The 19,186-nt window shown below is 73.4% G+C and carries 18 protein-coding genes and 1 riboswitch; of the genes, 12 read left to right on the top strand and 6 right to left on the bottom strand.

Translation table 11 applies throughout. The features are described from left to right. Nucleotides 1-227: 227 nt before the first annotated feature. A riboswitch (cyclic di-AMP (ydaO/yuaA leader) is annotated at nucleotides 228-382 on the top strand. Nucleotides 383-392: 10 nt separating this feature from the next. The 3 genes from ACGFX4_RS16760 to ACGFX4_RS16750 all read left to right on the top strand — a co-directional run bounded on the left by ACGFX4_RS16760 (nucleotide 393) and on the right by ACGFX4_RS16750 (nucleotide 3,992). Then, on the top strand, nucleotides 393-1,472 hold the full coding sequence (locus tag ACGFX4_RS16760) for an NlpC/P60 family protein (RefSeq protein WP_393074272.1): 1,080 nt from the start codon (nucleotides 393-395) through the stop codon (nucleotides 1,470-1,472). Between the two features lie 145 nt (nucleotides 1,473-1,617). After that, nucleotides 1,618-2,661, top strand: a complete 1,044-nt coding sequence (locus ACGFX4_RS16755) for an NlpC/P60 family protein (RefSeq protein WP_393074269.1) — start codon at nucleotides 1,618-1,620, stop codon at nucleotides 2,659-2,661. Between the two features lie 125 nt (nucleotides 2,662-2,786). Next, nucleotides 2,787-3,992 carry a hypothetical protein gene (locus tag ACGFX4_RS16750; protein WP_393074266.1) on the top strand — a complete coding sequence of 402 codons (1,206 nt, stop codon included), beginning with the start codon at nucleotides 2,787-2,789 and terminating at the stop codon, nucleotides 3,990-3,992. Between the two features lie 29 nt (nucleotides 3,993-4,021). On the opposite strand, the gene ACGFX4_RS16745 is transcribed toward ACGFX4_RS16750, so the two are convergent. Together ACGFX4_RS16745 and ACGFX4_RS16740 are read right to left on the bottom strand one after the other, a co-directional pair. Beyond that, the gene (locus tag ACGFX4_RS16745; protein WP_393074263.1) at nucleotides 4,022-4,936 is read right to left on the bottom strand and encodes a carbohydrate kinase family protein; all 915 of its coding nucleotides are present in this window, start codon (nucleotides 4,934-4,936) and stop codon (nucleotides 4,022-4,024) included. Nucleotides 4,937-4,989: 53 nt separating this feature from the next. Next, nucleotides 4,990-6,363: a glycosyltransferase 87 family protein gene (locus tag ACGFX4_RS16740; protein WP_393074260.1), complete on the bottom strand. Its 1,374-nt coding sequence runs from the start codon at nucleotides 6,361-6,363 to the stop codon at nucleotides 4,990-4,992. A gap of 185 nt (nucleotides 6,364-6,548) precedes the next feature. Between ACGFX4_RS16740 and ACGFX4_RS16735 the strand changes: the two genes are divergently transcribed. After that, nucleotides 6,549-7,688 carry a glycosyltransferase family 4 protein gene (locus tag ACGFX4_RS16735; RefSeq protein ID WP_393074258.1) on the top strand — a complete coding sequence of 380 codons (1,140 nt, stop codon included), beginning with the start codon at nucleotides 6,549-6,551 and terminating at the stop codon, nucleotides 7,686-7,688. An 82-nt stretch (nucleotides 7,689-7,770) separates the two neighbouring features. Here the strand turns inward: ACGFX4_RS16735 and ACGFX4_RS16730 are convergent, their stop codons facing one another. Continuing rightward, nucleotides 7,771-8,118 (bottom strand): DoxX family protein, encoded by a 348-nt coding sequence (locus ACGFX4_RS16730; RefSeq protein ID WP_393074255.1) that lies wholly within the window; start codon nucleotides 8,116-8,118, stop codon nucleotides 7,771-7,773. A gap of 110 nt (nucleotides 8,119-8,228) precedes the next feature. Next, nucleotides 8,229-10,022, bottom strand: coding sequence for an AMP-dependent synthetase/ligase (locus ACGFX4_RS16725; RefSeq protein WP_393074252.1), 1,794 nt, complete (start codon nucleotides 10,020-10,022; stop codon nucleotides 8,229-8,231). Between the two features lie 232 nt (nucleotides 10,023-10,254). Between ACGFX4_RS16725 and ACGFX4_RS16720 the strand changes: the two genes are divergently transcribed. The 7 genes from ACGFX4_RS16720 to ACGFX4_RS16690 all read left to right on the top strand — a co-directional run bounded on the left by ACGFX4_RS16720 (nucleotide 10,255) and on the right by ACGFX4_RS16690 (nucleotide 16,451). Continuing rightward, nucleotides 10,255-10,689 carry an SRPBCC family protein gene (locus tag ACGFX4_RS16720; RefSeq protein ID WP_393074250.1) on the top strand — a complete coding sequence of 145 codons (435 nt, stop codon included), beginning with the start codon at nucleotides 10,255-10,257 and terminating at the stop codon, nucleotides 10,687-10,689. 8 nt (nucleotides 10,690-10,697) lie between these two features. Continuing rightward, nucleotides 10,698-11,879, top strand: a complete 1,182-nt coding sequence (locus ACGFX4_RS16715) for an ArsA-related P-loop ATPase (protein WP_393074247.1) — start codon at nucleotides 10,698-10,700, stop codon at nucleotides 11,877-11,879. A 31-nt stretch (nucleotides 11,880-11,910) separates the two neighbouring features. Further along, nucleotides 11,911-12,174 (top strand): DUF5304 family protein, encoded by a 264-nt coding sequence (locus ACGFX4_RS16710; RefSeq protein ID WP_393074244.1) that lies wholly within the window; start codon nucleotides 11,911-11,913, stop codon nucleotides 12,172-12,174. Between the two features lie 193 nt (nucleotides 12,175-12,367). Further along, complete coding sequence (locus tag ACGFX4_RS16705; protein ID WP_393074242.1) at nucleotides 12,368-13,309, top strand: ROK family glucokinase; 942 nt, start codon at nucleotides 12,368-12,370, stop codon at nucleotides 13,307-13,309. 141 nt (nucleotides 13,310-13,450) lie between these two features. Continuing rightward, nucleotides 13,451-14,161, top strand: a complete 711-nt coding sequence (locus ACGFX4_RS16700) for an endonuclease/exonuclease/phosphatase family protein (RefSeq protein WP_393074239.1) — start codon at nucleotides 13,451-13,453, stop codon at nucleotides 14,159-14,161. Nucleotides 14,162-14,182: 21 nt separating this feature from the next. Beyond that, nucleotides 14,183-15,187 carry a UDP-glucose 4-epimerase GalE gene (gene galE / locus ACGFX4_RS16695; protein ID WP_393074236.1) on the top strand — a complete coding sequence of 335 codons (1,005 nt, stop codon included), beginning with the start codon at nucleotides 14,183-14,185 and terminating at the stop codon, nucleotides 15,185-15,187. A 37-nt stretch (nucleotides 15,188-15,224) separates the two neighbouring features. Beyond that, nucleotides 15,225-16,451, top strand: a complete 1,227-nt coding sequence (locus ACGFX4_RS16690) for a low temperature requirement protein A (RefSeq protein WP_393074233.1) — start codon at nucleotides 15,225-15,227, stop codon at nucleotides 16,449-16,451. A 58-nt stretch (nucleotides 16,452-16,509) separates the two neighbouring features. On the opposite strand, the gene ACGFX4_RS16685 is transcribed toward ACGFX4_RS16690, so the two are convergent. Together ACGFX4_RS16685 and ACGFX4_RS16680 are read right to left on the bottom strand one after the other, a co-directional pair. After that, complete coding sequence (locus tag ACGFX4_RS16685; RefSeq protein WP_393074230.1) at nucleotides 16,510-17,250, bottom strand: hypothetical protein; 741 nt, start codon at nucleotides 17,248-17,250, stop codon at nucleotides 16,510-16,512. 19 nt (nucleotides 17,251-17,269) lie between these two features. Beyond that, the gene (locus ACGFX4_RS16680) at nucleotides 17,270-18,055 is read right to left on the bottom strand and encodes an alpha/beta hydrolase (RefSeq protein WP_393074227.1); all 786 of its coding nucleotides are present in this window, start codon (nucleotides 18,053-18,055) and stop codon (nucleotides 17,270-17,272) included. Between the two features lie 248 nt (nucleotides 18,056-18,303). Between ACGFX4_RS16680 and ACGFX4_RS16675 the strand changes: the two genes are divergently transcribed. Then, nucleotides 18,304-19,128, top strand: a complete 825-nt coding sequence (locus tag ACGFX4_RS16675) for a lysophospholipid acyltransferase family protein (RefSeq protein ID WP_393074492.1) — start codon at nucleotides 18,304-18,306, stop codon at nucleotides 19,126-19,128. The last annotated feature ends 58 nt before the right edge of the window (nucleotides 19,129-19,186 follow it).

The raw sequence follows: 19,186 nt of genomic DNA, 5'->3' as shown, positions 1-19,186 counted from the left end.
GCGAATAAATCAGCAGCCGGTAACTATGTGATCACAAGCGGTCATATTTGAAATCGAAATTGAGCCTCTTTCAGATTTTTTTCTGACAAGGATTTGAACGGATCACGGTTGGGTTACTAGGGTCATGCCTCGACCACCGTGAAGTCGATCGCCCAGCCCGGGCGACGGCGGAGGTCGCCGCCGAGTCCGAGAAGCAGCGGGGCAGCTGGTCTGCCCACGGGGAAGCCCCTGCGGGGGTGCTGTGGAACGGAGCCGGGGAACCACCAGTTCCTCCGGGGTGAATCGGCGCCAGGACGGCCGCGCGAGCGGGCGGGGAGGCGCCGTAGGGCAGCTCTTCGCCCGAACCCGTCAGCTCACCTGGTAGGCGGTGTGAGGAGAAGGAGTCCGCCTTCGTGGCGTCCCATCGTCGTCCCAAGCCCGTCGGCCGCGCCCGCATCTCGATCCTGACCGCCGCCGCCGCCACCGCGGTGGCGCTCTCCGCCCAGGCCGGTGCCCACGCCGACCCGGCGCCGACCAAGGACCAGGTCAAGCAGCAGGTCGACGAGCTCAACGAGCAGGCAGAGGTCAAGACGGAGGCGTACAACGCCGCCGTCGAGAAGCAGCAGACCCTGCAGAAGCAGGTCACCCAGCTCCAGGACCAGGTCGCCCGCCAGCAGGCCCAGGTGACCACGGTTCAGGACACCCTGGCCGGCATCGCCGTCGAGCAGTACCGCACCGGCGGCATCCCGCAGACCGTCCAGCTGATGCTCTCCAGCAACCCGGACGTCTTCCTCGGCGAGGCCGGCCGCCTCGACCAGGTCGGCGCCACCCAGGCGGACCTGCTGAAGGCCTTCAAGGACGAGCAGGGCAAGCTCGACCAGCAGCGCAAGGAGGCCGAGCAGAAGCTCGGCGAGCTGGACTCGACCACCAAGAGCCTCAAGGCCGGCAAGGAAGAGATCCAGGGCAAGCTCGCCAAGGCCCAGGAGCTGCTGAACTCGCTCACCCAGAAGGAGCGCGACGACCTCGCCGCCGCCGAGGCCAAGGCCGCCGCCAGCTCCCAGGCCGCCGCCGAGCGCGCCTCGCGCGACACGCCGCGGGCCGACCTGGCCCCCGCCGCCCCCGCCAACCTGCCGGCCGGCTCCGGCTACGCGGCCGCCGCCATCGCCGCCGCCCAGTCCAAGCTGGGCAGCTGGTACTCCTACGGCGCGGCCGGCCCGTCCACCTTCGACTGCTCGGGTCTGATGCAGTGGGCGTACGCCAAGGCGGGTGTCTCGATCCCGCGCACCTCGCAGTCCCAGGCGGGTGCCGGCACCAGCGTCGGCAGCAACATCGCCAATGCCAAGCCCGGTGACCTGATCATCTACTACGGCGACCAGCACCACGTCGGCATGTACGTCGGCAACGGCCAGATCATCCACGCGCCGCACACCGGCGCGCAGGTCCGCTACGAGTCGGCGACCGCGATGCCGATCAACCGGATCGTCCGGGTCTGACGCCCCGTGGCTCCCGAAGGGCCCGGTACCCCCATGGGGTGCCGGGCCCTTCGCACACCGGTCGGACTTCTGTCCGATTTGGGGTCAAATATTCGGTGGTGGAAGGGTTTGGACTAGATCGGGACGACTCGCTAGCCTCTGGCCCATGTCACTGCACCGCCGCCCCACCCTGCCGGGCGTCCAGCGGCTGGCCTGCGCGCTGGCCCTCACCGCAGCCGCGGCCAGCGCCATCGGCGTGACCGTCGCACCGGCCCAGGCCGAGCCGACCAGCAGGCAGGACGTCAAGGCCCAGATCGACCAGATCTACGACGAGGCCGAGCAGGCCTCCGAGAAGTACAACGCGGCCCAGGAACTCCAGCGCAGGCTCCAGGCCGAGACCTCCGCGCTGCAGGACCAGATCGCCTCCGGCCAGGAGGAGCTCAACCGGCTCCGCCAGGACCTCTCCGTGGTCGCCGCCGCCCAGTACCGCTCCGGCGGCATCGACCCCGGCATCCGGCTGATGCTCGACTCCGACCCGGCCGGCTACCTCGCCCGTGCCCGCTCCCTCGACCAGGCCACCGAGCGGCAGAACGAGACCCTGCGCCAGGTGCTCGACCGGCAGGGCCGGCTCGACCAGCGGCGCGCCGAGGCCACCGGCAAGCTCGCCGAACTCGACCGGGTCCGGCAGGCCCTCGCCGACTCCAAGGACGAGATCCGGCAGCGGCTGCTCAAGGCGCAGAAACTGCTCAACGGCCTCGGCACCGCCGAGCGCGCCCGGATGGCCGACGACGACGCCCGCGAGGCCGAGCAGCGCGTTACCCGGGGCACCGACCGGCTCGACCTCGGCACCCTGCCGCCCTCCTCCGACCGGGCCGCCGTCGCGCTCGCCGCCGCGATCAGCAAGATCGGCTCCCCTTACGTGTACGGATCCACCGGCCCCCGTGCCTTCGACTGCTCCGGTCTGATGTACTGGAGCTGGAGGCAGGCCGGAGTGACCCTGCCCCGCACCTCGCAGGCCCAGGCCTCCGCCGGCCGGCGGATCAGCCTCGCCGAAGCACGACCGGGAGACCTGGTGATCTTCTACAGGGACATGCACCACGTCGGCATGTACGCCGGCGGCGGTGTCGTCGTGCACGCGCCCTACCCGGGCGCGCCGGTGCGGTACGAGAGCGTCAACGCGATGCCCGTCACCGGGGTGGTGCGGGTCTGAGCTCCACGGATCCCGCGGCCGACGGCCGGCCCCCCCCCCGGCCGGGGGCGGGCCGGCCGCTGCTGTCGCGCCGCGCCGCTCTGCTGCTGGCCGCCGGCGGCCTGGCGCAGCTCTCGCTGCCCCGGGTGACCGCCCCCGCGCCGGTCGGCGTCCCGCTGCCGACCGTTCCGTCCTCCGCCGGCTCGACCGGGTCGCCGTCCGGCCCGGCGGCCGGCCCGTCGCTCGGCCGGGCGGAGCTGGACACGCTGCTCGCCGCCCGGGCGGCCGCGCTGCGCACGGGTGACCGGGCGGCGCTGCTCGGCGGCTCCGCGCCCGGCGCGGCCGAGGCGCAGGCGGCCCTGCTCGGGCGGACGGCGGGGGTGCCGTTCGCGGAGCTGGCCTACCGGGTCGGTCCCTCGTTCACCGAGCCGGGCCCGCAGGCCGTCTCCGCCTCGGTGGCCGTGGAGCTCGCCTTCCGGCTCGCCGGCGTCGACGACTACCCGGCGGTGCTGCAGCGGAAGGTCGACCTGGTCCGGGACGGCGGGCGCTGGCTGGTGGCCGGCGAGGAGCCGGTCGGGTCGGCGGCCCTGTGGGACCTCGGCGGGACGGTGCGGACCGCCTCCGGCAAGCGGTGCCTGGTGCTCGGGGTGGCCGACGCCGACGCGCTGGGCGAGGTCGCGGGCCTCGCCGACCGGGCCGTGCCCGCGGTCGGCGAGGTCTGGGGCGCCGGGTGGGGCGGGCACCTGCTGCTGGAGCTCGCCGAGACCGAGGAACAGTTCGCCCGGCTGCTGGACGTGCCCGCCGACACCTACCGGGGCATAGCCGCGGTCACCCTGGCGATGGCGGGCGCGCCGGTGCGGACGCCGGCCGACCGGGTGCTGGTCAACCCCGAGGCGTACCGGGACCTGAGCGAGCTCGGCCGGCGGGTCGTGGTCACCCACGAGGCCACCCACGTGGCCACCCGCGCCGACACCCGTGCCTGGACGCCGCTGTGGCTCTCCGAGGGCGTCGCCGACTGGACGGCGTACCGGGAGAGCGGGCGGACCGCCCGGCAGATCGCGCCGGAGCTGGCGGCCGAGGTCCGGGCCGGGCGGGTGCCGACCGCGCTGCCGGACGACGCGGCCTTCGCCGCCGGGGCGGCCGGGATCGCGCAGGCGTACGAGATGTCGTGGCTGGCCTGCGACCTGGTCGCCCGGCAGTACGGGGGAGCGACGCGCCTGGTGGCGCTCTACCGCGCCGTCGCCGCGGCCGGGGCGGGCCAGCTGGAGAAGGCGTTCCGCACGGAGCTGGGGATCGGCGTCGCGGAGTTCACCCGGCAGTGGGCCAAGGACCTGACCGCCCGCCTCGGCTGACCACGCCCGGCGCGGCCGGGCGGGCCGGGTCAGGCGGTGTGCAGGAGGGGTTCGAGTTCGGCGGCGGTGATGAAGCTGGTGTGGGTGCCGGCGGTGGTGCAGGCGTGGGCGCCGGCGAGGGTGCCGGCACGCATGGCGGTGGTGTGGGGGCGGCCGGCGAGGTGGGCGGCGAGGAAGGCGGCGACGAAGGAGTCGCCGGCGCCGTTGGTGTCGACGATCGGGAGGCCGGGGTCCAGCGCCGGGTGGTGGCGGACGGTGGGGTCCTCGCGGGTGAGCAGGTAGCTGCCGTCCGCGCCCGCGGTGGCGACCACGACGCGGGCGACGCCGTCCGCGAGGATGCCGCGCATGATCTCCTCCGGCCGGCCGCCGCAGCCGGCGGCGGAGAGGAACACCAGGTCGGAGCGGAGCGCGTACCAGCGGTGGTGCTCGTTGCGGCCGTCCCAGGCGTGCAGGTCGGTGGAGGAGCTGAGGCCGAGCGCGCGGACGTCGTCGTACATGTCGCGGGTGACGCCGGTGATGGAGAGGTGGACGTGCCGGGCGCGCCGCAGGTGGGGGAGGTGGAACGCGCGGGGCAGTCGCAGGTCGGCCGGGTGCCGGCCGTCGTAGAAGGAGAACCGGCGGCCGCCGGCGTCGACCAGGTTGACCCCGCGCGGGGTGCCGGCGGGGGAGACCAGGTGGCTGAAGTCGAGGCCGCGGCGGCGGTACTCGGCGAGGACGAGTTCGCCCTGCGGGTCGTCGCCGAGGAAGTCGATCAGCTTGGTGCGCAGGCCGAGGGCCTGGCAGCCGAGGGCCACGCCGTTGCCGGTGTGGCCGACGTAGTCGACCACCGGCGGGACGCCGACGGAGTCGCCGGCGGGGATCTCCAGGGAATCGACGCGGACGATGGTGTCGACCCCGACACCGCCGGCGATCAGGACGTCGTACGCGATCTCGTGTTCGGGCATGCCGAAGATCGTGCCAGCGCGCCCACCGGGCCCGCAAGAACTTGCTGAAACTTTCAGGTGGTGGCTCGCCCGGCCGGCTGGCCCAGGTCGTCCAGCAGGGCCTGCTCGTACGCGATCCCCGGGCGGACCGGGTAGCCGGCCACCGGCTCGACGGCCGGCAGGACCACGGTCGGGTCGGCGTCGGGGCGGCGGGTGGAGCGCCACAGCCGGCGGCAGGAGACCAGGGTGGCGGCGAGCAGCAGCAGGTTGCGGGCGCTGAGCACCAGGACGCCCCAGAACTGGCTCTTGTGCACCTGCCCGAACAGCACCGGGAACTCCAGCGTGGTGAGCACGGTGGCGATCAGGATCAGCACCGCCACCGGCCGCTGGCTGGTGCCGCGCACGGTCAGGCAGACGGCGGTCAGGCCGATGATCCAGACCAGGTACTGCGGGGAGATCACCCGGCTGGTCACGGTGAAGATCAGCAGCGCGGTGAGCGCCGCGTCGTACGTGGTCGAGGCCTGCCAGCGGCCCGCGCGCAGGCGCCACAGCAGCAGCCAGCCGAAGCCGGTCACGGTCAGCGCCACCATCACCTTGGAGACCACCGGCACCCACGGACCGAGCATCTCGACCGAGCCGTAGTTCATGGTGACGGTGCCGTGCCAGTTGCCGGTCAGCCGCGCGAAGTGCAGCGGCAGGGCGCCCAGCGACTCGATCTCGATGCCGCGCTCGGTCTGGAACTTCAGGAACTCGAAGGCGCCGTTCATCCCCGCGGTCAGCAGGAAGCCCAGGGCCGCGGCGGTCGCGGCGGCGGCCGTCCAGGAGCGGCGGGTCCGGCGGCCGCGCGGGGTGCCGATCAGTGCCAGCAGCGGCCAGATCTTCAGCAGGCCGCCCAGGCCCAGCAGCAGGCCGCCGAAGCCGGGCCGGCGCGCCACCGCGAGCAGGCCGGCGATGGCGATCGCGGTCACCAGGATGTCGTAGCGGCAGTAGACGGTCGGGCCGAGCAGCGGCACGCCGGCCACCCACATCCAGCCGCCGAGGAAGCTGCGGCCCTTCCGCGTCCCCGCCCGGACCAGCAGGAACATCGCCAGCGCGTCCAGCACGCCGCAGAGCACGAAGAACGAGGTCAGGTACGACCAGGGCAGCAGCCCCGGCGCCAGGATCACCAGCGCGGCCCCGGGCGGGTACTGCCAGGTGACGTCGTCCAGCGGGAAGGTACCGGTGCGCAGCACCTCGTACCAGCCGTGGTAGATCACCGACACGTCGGTGGAGACGTCGGTGTTGGAGATCTTGAGGATGCCCAGGATCAGCAGGACGATCAGCGTCCGGGTGGCCAGCCAGCCCCCGGTCAGCGCCCAGAGCGGCCCGCGGGTGCGGGTCGGAGCGGGGCCCGAGGGCAGCGCCAGATGCGCGGTACTGCCGGTCCGGCCGGCCGGGGCCAACTCCACAACGCTCCTTCGGTTCGTCTCGTACGCCGTGGGCACCTACTAGGACCGGCCCCGAGCAGAAACGGTTGCGTGGGCAGGCTTCGTTCCCGACAAGACCTTCGTTCCCGACACACCGCGGCGGTGACCTATCGTACGGATCACCCACCCGTCCACCGAGCACCCCCCTACCGAGCGAGCCGCGGCAGATGCACAAGACCCTCATCGTCACCAACGACTTCCCGCCGCGGCCCGGTGGGATCCAGGCGTTCGTCCACAATATGGCCATCCGCCAGCCGGCCGGGTCCATTGTGGTCTATGCCTCTCAGTGGCGGGACGGGACCGAGGTCGCGAAGTTCGACGCCGAACAGCCCTTTCCGGTGATCCGGGACCGGACCCGGATGATGGTCCCCACGCCCCGGGTCACCCGGCGGGCGGCGGAGATCCTCAAGGCGGAGGGCTGCTCCTCGGTCTGGTTCGGCGCGGCCGCGCCGCTCGGCCTGATGGCGCCTCGGCTGCGCCGGGCGGGCGCCGGACGGCTGCTCGGCATGACGCACGGCCACGAGGCCGCGTGGGCGCAGCTGCCGGTCTCCCGGCAGCTGCTGCGCCGGATCGGCGAGGGCACGGACACCCTGACCTACCTGGGCGAGTACACCCGTTCGCGGATCGCCGCGGCGGTCGGTCCGGAGGCGGCCCGGCGGATGGTGCAGCTGCCCCCCGGCGTCGACGAGCAGACCTTCCGGCCGGACTCGGGCGGCGCGGAGATCCGGGCGCGACTGGGGCTGACGGACCGTCCGGTGGTGGTGTGCGTCTCGCGGCTGGTGCCGCGCAAGGGACAGGACACGCTGATCGAGGCGATGCCGCAGATCCTGGCCGACGTGCCGGACGCGGTGCTGCTCATCGTGGGCGGCGGGCCGTACCGGGCGGACCTGGAGAAGCTGGCCGAGGCCCGCGGGGTCGCGCGGTCGGTGGTGTTCACCGGCGCGGTGCCGTGGGAGGAGCTGCCGGCGCACTACGGGGCCGGAGACGTGTTCGCCATGCCCTGCCGGACCCGGCGCGGCGGCCTGGACGTGGAGGGCCTCGGGATCGTCTACCTGGAGGCGTCCGCGACCGGGCTGCCGGTGGTGGCCGGAGACTCCGGCGGGGCGCCGGACGCGGTCCTGGAGGGGGAGACCGGCTACGTGGTGCCCGGCCGGGAGGCCGGGGCGGCCGCGGAGCGGATCGTCCGGCTGCTCCGGGACGAGGCGCTGCGCCGCACGATGGGCGAGGCGGGGCGGCGCTGGGTCCACCGCGCGTGGCGCTGGGACATGCTCGCCGAGCGGCTGACCTCGCTGCTGGCCGCGCCGTAGCCCCCGGGAACGCCGCGACCGGCGGTCCGTCAGCGGGCTGACGGGCGGCCGGTCGCGGGGGTGCGGGTGGGCGTCGGAGAGGTCAGGCGGCGAGGCCGAGGCCGAGGGTGACGGCGACCGGGGCCAGGTAGAGCAGCGGGAACGGGACGGTCCTGAAGGACCGGGCCCGGACGCAGGTGGCCACCGCGCCGAGGAAGTAGAGGATCAGGCCGACCGCCGCCGCGACGCCGATCGCCGGGACGGCGAGGCCGACCAGCAGACCGGCGGCCCCGGCCAGCTTGGCCAGCGCGAGCGGGGTCCACCAGGTGCGCGGGACGCCGTACTCGACCAGGGGCTGGGTGACGAACTCGGCGCGGCGGGCGAGCGAGACGCCCGAGAAGCCGACCCAGAGGGCGCTGACGACGGCGAGGACGACGTGGGCGACGGACATGGCGGGTACCCCGGATTCCTGAACGGCTGCGAGAGGTGCGGACACTCCCTCGACGGATCCCGCCCGGCGGGTGTGACAGCGCGGGCGCAGGAATTCCGGGGTACCGGCGGCTACTTCCGGTACAGGCCCTCGACCTCGGCGGCGAAGTCCTTGAGGACGACGTTGCGCTTCAGCTTCAGGGACGGCGTCAGGTGGCCGCTGTCCTCCGAGAAGACGGTGTCGAGCAGGCGGAACTTCTTGACCGCCTCGGCGGCCGAGACCGCCTGGTTGCCGTCGTCCACGGCGGCCTGCAGGGCGGCCAGCAGGTCCGGGTCCTCGGCGAGTTCGGCGACGGTGGCGGTGACGGGCTTGCCGTTGAGCTCCTTCCAGCGGGGGAAGAACTCGGGGTCGACGGTGACCAGGCAGGCGATGAAGGGCTTGCGGTCGCCGACCACCATGACCTCGCCGACCAGGGCGTGGGCGCGGATCCGGTCCTCGATCACCGCGGGGGCGACGTTCTTGCCGCCGGCGGTGACGATGATCTCCTTCTTGCGCCCGGTGATGGTGAGGTAGCCCTCGGAGTCCAGGCTGCCGAGGTCGCCGGTGGCGAACCAGCCGTCGCGCAGCGCCTCGGCGGTGGCGACCGGGTTGTTCCAGTAGCCGGTGAAGATCTGCGGGCCCTTCAGCAGGACCTCGCCGTCCTCGGCGATCCGGATCGAGGAGCCGGGCAGCGGCTGGCCGACAGTGCCGATCTTCGGCTTGTCGTTGGGGTTGAAGGCGGTGGCGGCGCAGGACTCGGTGAGGCCGTAGCCCTCCAGGACCTTGAAGCCGATGCCGCGGTAGAAGTGGCCGAGGCGCTCGCCGAGCGGGGCGCCGCCGGAGATCGCGGCGTTGCAGCGGCCGCCGAGCGCGGCGCGCAGCTTGCCGTAGACCAGCTTGTCGAAGACGGCGTGCTTGACCTTGAGGCCGAGCCCCGGGCCGTCGGCGTCCAGCGCGCGGCTGTAGGCGATCGCGGTGTCGGCGGCCTTGTCGAAGATCTTGCCCTTGCCGTCGGCCTGGGCCTTGGCCCGCGCGGTGTTGAAGACCTTCTCGAACACCCGGGGGACGCCGAGGATCAGGGTCGGCCGGAAGGAGCCGAGCTCCTCGGTGACGTTCTTGATCTCGGAGACGTGGCCGAGCTTGATCGGGGCGATCGCGGCGGCGATCTCGGCGATCCGGCCGAGCACGTGGGCGAGCGGCAGGAAGAGCAGGACGGAGGACTCGCCGGTGCGGAACAGCTCGGGCATCCGGGCGACCACGTTGCCCAGCTCGGCGATGAAGTTGCCGTGGGTGAGCTGGCAGCCCTTGGGGCGGCCGGTGGTGCCGGAGGTGTAGACGATGGTGGCGATCGCGTTCTCGTCGGCGGTGGCGCGGTACTCCGCCACGGTCGCGTCGGGGACGTCGAGGCCGGCCTGCACGAGCGCGGCGATGCCGCCGGCCTCGATCTGCCAGGTGTGCTTCAGCTCCGGCAGCTCGGCCCGTACCGAGTCGACGACGGCGGCGTGCACGGCGGTCTCGGTGACCACGGCCAGCGCGCCGGAGTCGCCGAGGATCCAGGTGACCTGCTCGGCGGAGGAGGTCTCGTACACCGGGACGGTGATCGCGCCCGCGCACCAGATCGCGAAGTCCAGCAGCGTCCACTCGTAGCGGGTGCGCGACATCACGGCGACCCGGTCGCCGGGGCGGACGCCGGTGGCGATCAGGCCCTTGGCGACGGCGTGCACCTCGGCGAGGAACTGGACCGCGGTGAGGTCCTGCCAGTGGCCGTCCACCTTGCGGCTGAGCACGGCGGTGTCGGGGTGCCGCTCGGCGTTCTGGTGGACCAGGTCGGAGAGGTTACCGCCGCTCGGTACCTGAAATCGGGCCGGAAGGCTGAACTCGAGCAAGACTGCTCCTCGTCTGCGACGCTGCGGGACGGCAGGACGTTACTGCCCGGTAGGTCGATTCGGCCAGGGGGGTCGGCTCCGGTGTTCGAAGCGTCACATCGCAGGTCAGGTCGTGATTGTTCCGACTCGCACCTTAGACCAGGGGTCCGCCGACCGGGCAGGCGACCGGCGGGTCCGCCACCCGCGATAGCCTTCGCTGGGCTGCAGTACAGAAGAGGACGCGGAGGCCGCCATGGCGGAGCACACCAGGTCGAGCATCATCATCGAGGCCACCCCGGCCGAGGTCATGGCGGTCATCGCCGACTTCGCCGCCTACCCCGAGTGGACCGGGGAGGTCAAGGAGATCGAGGTGCTGGCCTCCGCCGAGGGCGGCCGGGCCGCCGAGGTCCGCCTGCTGCTCGACGCCGGTGCGATCCGCGACGAGCACGTGCTCGCCTACACCTGGGACGGCGACCGCGAGGTGTCCTGGACGCTGGTCAAGAGCCAGATGCTGCGCTCCCTGGACGGCTCCTACACGCTGGCCGCGCGCAGCGGCGGCGGCACCGAGGTCACCTACCAGCTGGCCGTGGACGTCAAGATCCCGATGCTCGGCATGATCAAGCGCAAGGCGGAGAAGGTCATCATCGACCGGGCGCTGGCCGGTCTGAAGAAGCGCGTCGAGGGCTGACCGGGGGCGTGGTCACCCGGACGATCCTGGTCAGCGGCGTCGCCTCGGCCGCCGTCGCCGCCGCCACCGCACTGCACTCCGCCGCGCAGGGCCGGCGGACCCTGCTGCTGGCCGCCGACGACCCGCACCGCACCGTCGACGACCTGCTCGACACCCGACTCCCCGCCGAGCCCGCCGCGTACGCCGCACACCTGGCGGTCGCCCGGATCGACGAGCAGGCCGCCTTCCGGGACGCGCTGGAGGGCTACCGCGGGCGGCTGGCCCCCGTCCTCGACCTGATCGGCGCCGAGCCGCTCGACCCGGAGGAGCTCACCCCGCTCCCCGGCACCCGCCCGCTCGCCCTGCTGCGGGCGCTGCGCGCCGCCGCGGCGGACGACCGGGCCGACGTCGTGGTCGTCGCCGCGCCGCCGCCCGCCGAACTGATCGCCGCCCTCGCCCTGCCCGAGCAGCTGGAGCGGTACCTGGCCCGCCTGCTCCCGGAGCAGCGCCAGGCCGCCCGCGCGCTGCGCCCGCTGCTCGCCGCGGTGGCCGGCGTGCCGATGCCCGCCGAGTGGATGTTCGAAGCCCGGACCGCCGCGAGTGCCGCACTGACCGGAGCGCAGGCCGCGGTGCGCGCCCCCGGTCTGACCGTGCGCCTGACGGTGGACGCCGACCGACCGGCGCCCGGCGAGCTGAACCGGATCCGTGCCGGACTCGCCCTGCACGGCCTGCGCGCCGACGCCGTGGTCGCCCACGGCGCCTACCCCGCGCAGGCGGTGACCTCGCCCGACCCGTGGCTGGCCGCGCACGCCGCCCGCCAGCAGGAGCGGCTGGCCGAGCTCGGCGAGCGGCTCGACCTCCCGCTGCTGGTCACCCGCCGGCCGGAGACCGCACTGGAGGCCCTCGCCGAGCAGCTGTACGGCGAGGGCGTGCCGGCGGTGCCGGTGCCGTCCGAGCCCTGGGTCGAGGACCGGCGGGCCGAGGACGGGCTGCTGGTCTGGCACCTGCCGCTGCCCGGCGCCGACCGCACCGAGCTGGACCTGGTCCGGCGCGGCGACGAGCTGGCGGTCGGGGTCGGCCCCTACCGGCGGCTGCTGCCGCTGCCGTCCGCGCTGCGCCGTTGCACGGTGAGCGGTGCCGGCCTCGCGGACGGCGTGCTGGCGGTGCGGTTCACCCCCGACCCGCAGCTGTGGCCGTCCGCGCTCGCGTAACCCCGATGGCGCCCTAGGTACAGGAGTGCAGATGACCGAGGAGTCCGGCGACCGGACCGCCGAGCTGGTGGAGGAGGTGCGCCGGTTCGCCTCCGCGGTCGGCGCCAAGGCCCAGGAGGTGGGTGCGCGGCTGCGCGAGAACAACCCCGAGGTGTACGGACATCTCGCGGCGGCCGGGGGTGAACTGCTGGCCGCGTACCGGGCGGCCGTCTCCGGCCATGAACGCCGCTGGGCCGGTTCCGGACACGCCGAGGCGGAGCGCATCGACCTGGACGAGGCCACCGACAACAAGTGAAGCCGCAGGTCAGCGGAGGTCACGATCGGGCGATCATGTGTGACGGAGCGAGACCGCCGATACGACTTCTGAAGGCATGACATGCCATAGTCCGCGAAATGTCTTCGAATAATGTAGGCCTGGGTGTGTACGGGAACCCCTGTGTACCGGTAGCGTTCCGCTCAGCGGGAACGAGTGAATAGCTGAGGGACACATGGCTCTGACCATTGGCGTCGATGTCGGCGGGACGAAGATCGCGGCTGGCGTGGTCGACGAATCCGGCGAGATCCTGGCGAAGACCCGGGTACCCACCCCGGCCGACCCCCAGTGGGCGGTCGACGCCATCGCGCAGGCCGTGCGGGAGCTCAAGGAGCAGTACCCGGACGTGGCCGGAGTGGGCGTCGGCGCCCCCGGCTTCGTCGACCGGGAGCGTTCCACGGTGATCTTCGCCCCGAACATCGCCTGGGAGAACGAGCCCCTCCAGCAGCGGGTCGAGGAGCTCACCGGCCTCGGCACCGTGGTGGAGAACGACGCCAACTGCGCCGCCTGGGCCGAGTTCCGCTTCGGCGCCGCGGCCGCGCACGAGGACATGGTCCTGATCACCGTCGGCACCGGCATCGGCGGCGGCATCGTCCTCGACGGCCGGCTGCACCGCGGCCGCTTCGGCGTCGCCGGCGAGATCGGCCACCTCAACATGGTCCCGGACGGCCTGGAGTGCGGCTGCGGCGGCCACGGCTGCTGGGAGCAGTACGGCTCCGGCCGCGCGCTGCGCCGCTACGGCCGCGACAAGGCCGCCGCCGACCCGATCGCCGGCAAGCGGATGCTGGAGCTCAACGACGGCGTCGCCGAGACCATCCGCGGCATCCACATCACCGAGGCGGCCGAGGACGGCGACCCGCTCGCGCTGGAGTGCTACAGCGAGCTGGCCGACTGGCTGGGCCGCGGCATGGCCGACCTGGCTGCGCTGTTCGACCCGGGCGTCTTCGTGCTCGGCGGCGGCGTGTCCGACTCCGGCCGCCTGCTGCTCGACCCGGTGGCCGCCGCGTTCGAGAAGTACCTGACGGGTGGTCCGGCCCGGCCCCGCGCCGAGGTCGTGCTCGCCTCCATGGGCTCGGCCGCCGGCATCGCCGGCGCCGGCGACCTGGCCCGGATCTAGGACCCGCCTTCCGGATCGCACCGGGGGGTGGCCGCCGGGTTCCGGCCGAGGGATTCCGGGTGCGGATTCCCGTGCCGGGTTCCGGCCAATTCGGGGCGCGGGGCCGAGCCCCGCGCCCCGGTCTGCTCTAGCATCGACAGCGTGACTCCGGTGCGGGTGCTCAGCTACAACGTCCGTTCGCTGCGCGACGACCGGGACGCGCTGGTGCGGGTGATCCGCGCCTGCCGCCCGGACCTGATCTGTGTTCAGGAATCACCGCGCTACTGGAAGCCGCTCAAGCAGGCGGCCCGGCTGGCGCACGCCACCGGCACGGTGATCCTCTCCGGCGGCGGCCGGATCGCCGCCGGCCCGCTGCTGCTGGGCGGCCTCGGCGTGACCGTGCTGGAGGTCCGCGACCGGCTGCTGCCGAAGACCCGCGGCCTGCACGCCCGCGGCTTCGCCGGCGCCCTGGTCCGGATCGGCGACTCCCGGCCGTTCTCGGTCACCAGCTGCCACCTCTCGCTCGACCCCGCCGAGCGGCTGCGCCAGTTCGCGCTCCTGCCCGAGCAGCTGAAGGCCGGTGAACTCGGGGTGATCGCGGGCGACTTCAACGAGCACCCGGACGGACCCGGCTGGCAGCGGCTGGCCGAGGCCTTCCAGGACGGCTACCCCACCGCGCCGTGGGGCGGCGAGTTCACCTCCGTCCCCGACAACCCCTACCAGCGGATCGACGCCGTCTTCGCGAGCCCCGGCATCGAGGTGCTCTCCTGCGGCGTCCCGCACGACGAGCCCGGCGTCGACCCCGCCGACCTGCTCGCCGCCACCGACCACCTGCCGGTGCTCGCCGTTCTCCGGATTCCGGACGCGCGCTAGGGTGCGGCTAGAGTGCGGCGGATGAAGATTCTGATCGCAGGCGGAGCGGGATTCATCGGCAGCACCATCGCCTCGGCGTGCCTCGACGGCGGCGTCGTCCCGGTGGTCCTCGACAACCTGGTCACCGGCCGGCGGGAGTTCACCGAGGGCCGCCCGTTCTACCAGGGCGACATCGCCGACGGGGACCTGATCGACCGGATCTTCGCCGAGCACCCCGACATCCACGCCGTGATCGACTGCGCCGCGCTGATCCTCGTCCCGGAGTCGGTCACCAACCCGCTCGGCTACTACCGGGAGAACGTCTCCAAGGGCATCCAGTTCGTCGAGCACGTGGTGCGCAACGGCTGCACCCGCCTGATCTTCAGCTCCTCCGCCTCGATCTACCGCGCCGACCCGGGCGACTTCTCGGTCGACGAGGACTCCGCGATCGAGACCCTCAGCCCGTACGCCCGCACCAAGGCGATCTTCGAGACGATCCTCGCCGACGTCGCCGCCGCCGGCACCGTGCGGGTGATCTCGCTGCGCTACTTCAACCCGATCGGCGCCGACCCCGAGCTGCGCACCGGCCTCCAGGTCCGCCGTCCCAGCCACGCGCTGGGCAAGATGATCGACATCCACCACGCCGGGGAGACCTTCGCCGTCACCGGCACCGACTGGCCCACCCGCGACGGCTCCGGCATCCGCGACTACGTGCACGTCTGGGACCTCGCCGACGCCCACCTGCGGGCCGTCCGGCACTTCGACGAGGTCGCGACCGCCGAGCACCCCTCCCGGGTGATCAACCTCGGCACCGGCGACGGCACCACCGTCCGCGAACTGCTCGCCGCCTTCGAGTCGGTGATCGGCGAGCCGCTGCCGACCGTCGAGACCGGCCCCCGACCGGGCGACGCCGCCGGGGCCTACACCCGCTCCACGCTGGCGGCCGAACTGCTCGGCTGGAAGCCGCAGTTCTCGCTGGAGGACGGCATCCGCGACTCGCTGCGCTGGTTCGCGGTGCGCGACACGGTGATCGGAAGCGCCGAGTAGGCGCCCGGCCGGCGCCCGTTGCCGCAGAGTGGGGCCCGTGAGCGAGAACGCGATGGCTGCGGGCGCGGGCGTTCCGGGAGCGGGCGCGGGAGCGGGCGCGGAGCCGGGGACGGAGCCGGACGACCACCGGGCGGGCTGGTTCGAGCTGTTCTTCGACCTGGTCTTCGTGGTCACCGTCGCCGTGCTCGCCCACGGGCTGCACGGCGACCCCGACGCCGCCGACTTCGGCACCTTCCTGGTGCTGTTCTTCCCCGCCTGGTGGGCCTGGGTCAACCTGACCGTCACGGTCAACGTCTTCGGGTCCGGCGCCACCCGGATCCAGGCCACGCTGCTGGGCGCCATGCCCGGCCTCGGCCTGATGGCCGCTGCCGCGCCCGAAGGCCTCGGCGACCGCGCCTGGGCGTACGCGCTCGGCGCCGCCTGGGTCCGGGTCGCCATCTTCGCCATCTGGTGGGACCACGCCCGCCGCCGCGACAACCCGCTGCCGCTCTGGCGCCCGCTGACGTACGGGCTCGCCACCGCCGCCCTGTGGGCCGTGTCCGCCGCGGTGCCGAGCCCCGCCCGGTTCGTCCTGTGGGCCCTCGCCATCGCGCTGGAAGTGGTCCTGCTGGCCGTCCGCACCGGACTCTCCCCGGACATCTACCAGCGGCTGTCCACCGAGCACCTGGTCGAACGGATCGGCCTGTTCGTGGTCATCGTCCTCGGCGAGAGCGTCTTCGTCGTCGTCTCCACCCTCGCCGACCACTTCACCGCCGAAGCGGCCGCGGCCGCCCTGCTCGGCTTCGTGGTCGTCGCCGAGCTCGCCATGGTCTTCTTCGCCTGGGGCACCTCCAGCGCCCTGCGCGGCCTCGACCGGGCCCAGGCCGGCCGGGCCGACCGGGCGATGCGCGACACCGTGATGTACCTGCCGTACCTGCTGGTCTCGGCGATCACCGTGCTCTCCGGCGCCCTCGGCACCGCGGTCGCCGAACCCGGCCACACCCTGCCCACCGGCGCCCGCTGGGCGCTGTGCGGCGGCGTCCTCGGCTTCTACACCGCCAACGCCGCCATCGCCCTGCGCTACGGCGACGAGGCCAGGTCGGTCGCCGCCTGGTACCTGCCCAGCCTGCTGCTGGTCGCCGGCGCCCTCGTCCCCGCCGCCGCCCTGCTCCCGGCCTGGGCCGCGGTCGGCATCGCGGCCGCGGTCGTCCTGCTCCTCGCCAAACTCGCCCGCCACCGCATCGCCCGGGCCACCCGCGACGCGCCGCCGCCCACCGCCGGGTGACGGCCGTGGAACGGGCGGACGCGCGCGTCCGGGGCCGAGGTCGGGGCCGGTGCCGGGGTCAGACGACGGCGCCGTCGTGCGGGTCCTGCGGGCCCTCGTCCTCGTCGTTGTTCTTCATCCGGGCGACCAGGGTGGCGAAGCCGCCGAGGAACGCGGTGACGCCGACCCAGGCCGGCCAGCCCGAGACCTCGCGCCAGACCAGCGCGTCGAACAGCAGCAGCGCCGGACCGCCCAGCACCGCGAGCCAGGCGAACTTGGCGGTGGTGTCCGCCTGCGGCAGCGGCGGCGGCTCCGGCGGGACGAAGTGGCCCTCGTCCGGGTCCTCCGCGACCTCGTAGTCGCGCGGGCCGGCCGGGACCGCCGCACCCGCCGCAGCGGACGGGTTGCCGCCCTGCCGGGGACGGGGCTCGGGAGCGAAGTCCGCGAGGCCGGGGTCGGCGGCGGTGGCCCGCTTGCGCTCGTTCTGCGCGCGGAGGTTCTCCACCTCCGGCCACTGCGGGTTGTTCAGGTCGACCGGGTCGTCGAACTGCGCGACCAGCGCGGCGAAGATCGCGTCCTGCTCGGCCTGGCTGCCGATGGACGGCCTCCGGACGGCCTCCGGCGCCTCCTTCTCGGGCGCGGTGTCCGTGCCCGTCCCCGTGCCCGTGCTTGTCCCCGTGCCCGCGTCGGCGGGCGCCGCGTCGGGCTGCGCCTCGGCGTCGGCCTTCGGCCGGGTGTCCGCGTGCGCGTCCGCGTCGCGGGCGGCGGTGGTCTCGCGGGGCAGCTCCTCGTCGCCGCCCGCCCTGCTGGTGTCGTTCAAAGCCGGCCCTTCAGCCCTTTCAGCCCGTGTGGTTCTCGGCGTCGACCTCGACCGCGGCCACCGGGGCGAGCCGCCGGACGAAGTCGAGGCTCGCCTCGAAGATCAGACCGGCGTCGTGGTCCAGCGTGGCCACGTGGAAGCTGCGCTCCAGGAGCAGCTCCGTCACATCGGTCGAGGATATCCGGGCGAGCACGAGTGCCGAGTTGCCCGGCGAGACCACGTGGTCCTGCGGGCTGTGCATCAACAGAACCGGCTGGGTGACCTTCCCCATTCCCGCCTGGACGGTCCGCCACAGCCGGCTGAGCGACCAGGCGGCGTGCAGCGGCACCCGGTCGTAGCCGAGTTCCACCGAGTCGTCCTTCGCGATGTCATCGGCGACACCGGGCAGGCTCGGCAGCAGGTGCCGGAGGACCGGCAACAGCACACTCGCGGGGTTGTCGGAACGCACCGACGGGTTGACGAGGGCCAGTCCGGCGATCCGGTCGCCGTGCTCGGCGGCCAGCCGCAGGGCCAGCGAGCCGCCCATCGACAGTGCGAAGACGAACACCTGCTCGCACTCGGCGGAGAGTTCGCGCAGCGCCCGGTCGGCCTCCGCGTACCAGTCCTCCCACCGGGTGACCTGCAGGTCCTGCCAGCGGGTGCCGTGGCCGGGCAGCAGCGGGAGGGACACCGAGTACCCGGCGGCCGCCAGGTGCTCGGCCCACGGCCGCATCGACTGCGGCGACCCGGTGAAGCCGTGCACCAGCAGGACGCCCACCGGCCCGGCGCGGTGGCGGAACGGTTCGGCACCCGGCAGCAGCGGCATCGGTGGAGCTCCCTCGACTCGGGCGGAACCTCGGACACGTCTTCGAACGGGCCGCGGACCGGACTCATGACTGAACGGAGCGGGGGCAGAATCGTCCCACGGTGGCGATGCGCCGTACAGAGGCCCCGGCTCCGCCCGTACCGGGGCTCCGGCCCCGATCCCGGCCCCGCCGGTGCACCGGCCGGACCGAGCTGGCATTAGGATCGTGCGGTCCGCATAACAGGAGGCCCGGGTTGTTCTACCGACTGATGAAGATGATCGTCGCACCGCTGCTGCGGATCTTCTTCCGGCCCTGGATGGAGGGCGAGGACAACATCCCCGACGAGGGGCCGGCGATCCTCGCCAGCAACCACCTCTCCTTCTCGGACTCCTTCTTCCTGCCCGCGCTGCTCAAGCGCCGGGTCACCTTCATCGCGAAGGCCGAGTACTTCACCACGCCGGGCCTCAAGGGCCGGCTGACCGCCGCCTTCTTCAAGGGCGTCGGCCAGCTCCCGGTGGACCGCTCCGGCGCCCGCGGCGCCGGTGAGGCGGCGATCCGCAGCGGCATCGCGGTGATCGAGCGCGGCGAGCTCTTCGGCGTGTACCCCGAGGGCACCCGCTCGCCCGACGGCAAGCTGTACCGCGGCAAGGTCGGCGGCCTGGCCCGCGTCGCGCTGGCCACCGGCGCCCCGGTCATCCCGATCGCCATGATCGACACCGAGAAGGTCCAGCCGCCCGGCCAGGTCGTCCCCAACTTCGGCATCCGCCCCGGCATCCGGATCGGCCGCCCGCTCGACTTCTCCCGCTACCAGGGCATGGAGAACGACCGCTTCATCCTCCGCTCGGTCACCGACGAGGTGATGTACGAGATCATGCGGCTCTCCGGCCAGGAGTACGTCGACATCTACGCGACCGCCGCCAAGCGCCAGATCACCGAGGACAAGAAGCGCGCCGACGCCGAGCGCAAGGCCACGCAGAAGGCCGAGAAGGAGGCCGAGAAGGCCGCCCTCGAAGCCGAGAAGGCCGAAGCCGAGGCGGCCAAGGCCGAGTCCGCCTCCGAGTCCGCGTCCGAGTCCGAGAAGAACGCCGAGTAGCTCCACGTCCGGGCGGGGGAGAGCAGCACACATGGACGACCACAGAGCCGTCGACGTA

The organism is Kitasatospora sp. NPDC048365 (assembly GCF_043200835.1).
Taxonomy (GTDB): Bacteria; Actinomycetota; Actinomycetes; order Streptomycetales; family Streptomycetaceae; genus Kitasatospora; species Kitasatospora terrestris.
Note: the sequence above shows the minus strand (reverse complement) of the source record. Positions and strands in the feature narration are given on the sequence as shown.